Below are 4,077 nucleotides of genomic sequence, written 5' to 3' on the forward strand. Positions count from 1 at the left end.
TTGCCGCTTGCCGCTTGCCGCCTTATCCCACGTTAATGGCATCGATGCGGTTGGGGTCGGGGGCCTGGCCCGGCACCTCGGCGGGGGCGGCCAGCCCCAGGTTGTTCTTCTCGAACACCCGGTCGGCACGGTAGCTCGAGCGCACCAGCGGCCCGGCCGCCACCTCCATGAAGCCCTTCTCCAGGCCCAGGCGGCGATAGCGGTCGAACTCCTCGGGGCTCACCCAGCGCTCCACCGGCAGGTGGTTGCGGGTGGGGCGCAGGTACTGGCCCAGGGTGACGATATCGACGCCGATGGCTCGCAGGTCGTCGAAGGTGGCCAGGATCTCCTCGTCGCTCTCGCCGAGGCCCAGCATCAGGCTGGTCTTGGTCAGCACCCTGGGGTTATGGGCCTTGGCATGGGCCAGCACGTCGAGGGTCTTGCGGTAGCCGGCGCGGGGGTCGCGCACCCGGCGGGTGAGGCGCTCCACGGTCTCGACGTTCTGCGCGAATACCTCGAGGCCCGAGTCGACCACCCGCTCGATGGCGGCGTGCACGCCGTCGAAGTCCGGTGTCAGCGCCTCGACCACGACCTCCGGGGTGTTGGCCTTGATGGCGCGGATGCAGTCGGCGTAGTGGGCGGCGCCGCCGTCGTCGAGGTCGTCGCGGTCCACCGAGGTCAGCACCACGTAGCGCAGCCCCATCAGCTCCACCGACTTGGCGGTATTGGCAGGCTCCTCGGCATCCAGCCAGCCGCCGGGGTTGCCGGTGTCCACGGCACAGAAGCGACAGGCGCGGGTGCAGACCGAGCCCATCAGCATGATGGTGGCGGTGCCGTTGCTCCAGCACTCGCCCATGTTGGGGCAGTGTGACTCGGCGCAGACGGTGCTCAGGCGATGCTCGCTGACGTTGCGCTTGACCGCCTCGAAGCGCTCACCGCCGGGGATCTGGGCGCGCAGCCACTTGGGCTTGCGGCCGGAGACACCGCCGCCCTCGTCCTGCTGGGGGCGCTGCTTGATGCCGTCCTTGATGGCGGCGAAGCCGTGTTCGGTGCGAAACTTCTTGCCGCTGGCGATGGTGGTTTTCGGGGTACTGTCGCTCATTGGGTGTGAGCCCCTCCGCTCGGCGTCGGCGGGCACCGGTAACGGCCCGGGCCGCGGCGCCTTGGCGCTGTGGATGTCGGAAATGCCCCACAATTTACCACAGGCGTGGCGACGAGGCATCGCCCGGGGCGAGTGTGCGGCGCCAGTCAAGGGGGGCCGGGTCAGCGTTCGCGGGGCTCGTCGTCGTCGCCGAATTGCGCTATATTGCATTGCAGCAAATGCCGGCGAGACGACCGGCGTCCCTTTCCCTGACCGCCAATGCAGGAGGTCACCATGATGACCCTTCCGATGCCGACCCCGTCGGCCGACGCGCTCGCCCTGTTCGACCCCTTCGGCTTCGGGCGCGCCGCGGGCCGCTACTGGCTCGACGCCATGGAGCGCTCTGTGCTCTACCTGGACGTGATGCGCCGCCGCGGCAACCAGTACCTGGAGCATATCGAGCAGACCAAGCCCAGCGTGCTCGGCTTCGACGCCGAGGTGCTGATGGACGGTCGTGACCTGCCGCGGCCGGTCAACTACGAGCTGCTGCGCATCCTGCCCCCCGCGGGCATGGAGACCGACCTGCAGATGCGCCCCTTCGTGGTGGTCGATCCGCGGGCCGGTCACGGCCCCGGCATCGGCGGCTTCAAGCCCGACAGCGAGATCGGCGTCGCCCTGCGCGCCGGCCACCCCTGCTACTTCATCGGTTTCTTGCCCTACCCGGTGCCCGGCCAGCAGGTCGAGGACGTGGTGGAGGCCGAGGTCGCCTTCCTGCGCCACGTCAACGAGCGCCACGCCGAGCTCTCCGAGAAGCCCATGGTGGTGGGCAACTGCCAGGCCGGCTGGCAGGTGATGATGGCCGCCTCGCTGGAGCCCGACCTGTTCGGCCCGATCCTGATCGCCGGGGCGCCGCTCTCCTACTGGGCCGGGGTGCGCGGCGAGGCGCCGATGCGCTATACCGGCGGCCTGACCGGCGGCAGCTGGATGACCTCGCTGTTGAGCGATCTGGGCGACGGTACCTTCGACGGCGCCTGGCTGGTGCAGAACTTCGAGAACCTCAACCCGGCCAACACCTACTGGACCAAGCAGTACCGGCTCTACTCCCAGGTCGATACCGAGGCGGAGCGCTACCTGGAGTTCGAGCGCTGGTGGGGCGGCCATGTGGTACTCGGCGGCGACGAGATCCAGTACATCGTCGACAACCTCTTCGTGGGCAACCGCCTCTCCACCGCTCAGATGGTGACTTCCGACGGACGGCGCATCGACCTGCGCAACGTGCGCTCGCCGGTGGTGGTGTTCTGCTCCTGGGGGGACGACATCACTCCGCCGCCTCAGGCGCTGGGCTGGGTGCGCGACCTCTACGAGGGCAGCGACGACATCGTCGCCAACGAGCAGACCATCGTCTACTGCGTGCATGACTCCACCGGTCACCTGGGGATCTTCGTCTCGGGCAGCGTCTCCCGCAAGGAGCATACCGAGTTCACCGCCAACATGGACTACATCGACCTCCTGCCGCCGGGCCTCTACGAGACCACGGTGTCGCGGGCCGACGAGCATGATGGCGAGCCGGTGGAGCGCGACTACCTGCTGGAGTTCACCCCGCGCAGCGTCGACGAGCTCGACGAGGTGGTGCAGCACAGCGTCGAGGACGATACCCGCTTCGCCACCGTGGCGCGCCTCTCCGAGATCAACCTGGGGCTCTACCGGCTCTTCGTGCAGCCCTGGGTGCGTGCCCTGGCGACCCCGGAGTCGGCCCACTGGATGCGCCGCATGCACCCCAACCGCCTGGGCTACAGGCTGCTTTCTGACCGCAACCCGCTGATGGCCTCCATCCCGGTGCTGGCTGAGCGGGTCCGTGCCGACCGTCACCCGCTGAACGAGGACAACCTCTTCCGGGTGCTGGAGTCCATCGCCTCGGACCAGATCACGCGCAGCCTCAACGCCTGGCGCGACCTGCGTGACGGCGCCATCGAGCGGATGTTCCTCGACGTCTACGGCCAGCCGCTGCTGCAGTCCCTGGTCGGCCTCGGGGGCGACGCCCATGTGCATCGCCGCCGCCCCGGCGCCGAGCCGGAGCATCGCCGCTTCATCGAGCGTCGCCAGGCCGAGCTGCACGCGCGCCTCGCCGAGGGCGGCAGCCACGAGGCGGTGGCCCGTGCCCTCATCTATGTGTTGGGCGGTGCTCCCTCCACCGACGAGCGCAACTTCAAGCGCCTGCGCGCCTCCCACGCCGAGCTCGAGCCCCAGCTGTCGCTGGCCGACTTCAAGTGCCTGATGCGCGAACAGTTCTTCATCCTGAAGCTGGACCGCGAGGCGGCTGTCGAGGCGCTGCCGGCGCTGCTCCAGGGGCAGAGCGCCGAGCAGATCGCCGGCCACCTCGAGCATATCGAGCATGTGCTGGCGGCCAGCGGCGAGCTCTCCGACAACTCCGCCGAGCGCCTGGCGCGGGTGCGGGCGCTCTTGGAGCGCGCCATCGACCGGGCCCCCCAGATCGAGGCGGAGTCCCGTGCCGAGGCGGAGGCGTGGATCGGCGAGCAGGCCCAGGCCCAGCGCCAGGCCTACAGCGAGCTGGAAGGGCTGATGGAGACCCGCAGCCAGGCCGAGCCTGCCGCCAGGGCCGAGAAGCGCGAGGAGACGCCGGCCGCGGCCGACACCCGCCAGGAAGAGCCGGCGGACGAGACGCCCGCCATCCCCGAGGCACCCTCCCCGGCCGAGTCCGGTGAGCCCGAGGCGCGCCAGGAAGACGCGGCCGCGCCTTCCGCCGAGGCCGGCGCCAAGCCCGCCCCCGCGGGCAAGCGCCAGCCGGCGAACCGGCGCACCACCACCCGGCGCCGTGGCACCACCACGCGTCGCAAGCCCGGCGGCGGTGGCAGCAAACGCTGACCCCACGCCCGACGCCTGTCGCGCCCCCGTCGCCACCCGCGACGGGGGCGCGCTTGTTCTGGGCGGCGCTTGCCGGCGCGGTACGCGCGGTCTACGGTCAGAGGGCCGGCACCCGCAGGGCTATCGCAGTTACC

Annotated in this window: 2 protein-coding genes; one reads left to right on the forward strand and one right to left on the reverse strand. The window is 70.3% G+C overall.

Annotation, left to right across the window (positions count from 1 at the left end):
* Positions 1 to 22: 22 nt before the first annotated feature.
* Positions 23 to 1,081 (reverse strand): lipoyl synthase, encoded by a 1,059-nt coding sequence (lipA, locus tag Q673_RS30635; RefSeq protein ID WP_023006559.1) that lies wholly within the window; start codon positions 1,079 to 1,081, stop codon positions 23 to 25.
* Between the two features lie 273 nt (positions 1,082 to 1,354).
* Between lipA and Q673_RS30640 the strand changes: the two genes are divergently transcribed.
* A complete protein-coding gene (locus Q673_RS30640) occupies positions 1,355 to 3,943 on the forward strand; it encodes a DUF3141 domain-containing protein (RefSeq protein ID WP_023006560.1) in 2,589 nt (862 codons plus the stop codon).
* Positions 3,944 to 4,077: the final 134 nt, after the last annotated feature.

The organism is Halomonas sp. PBN3 (assembly GCF_000475415.1).
GTDB classification, from domain to species: domain Bacteria; phylum Pseudomonadota; class Gammaproteobacteria; order Pseudomonadales; family Halomonadaceae; genus Halomonas; species Halomonas shengliensis.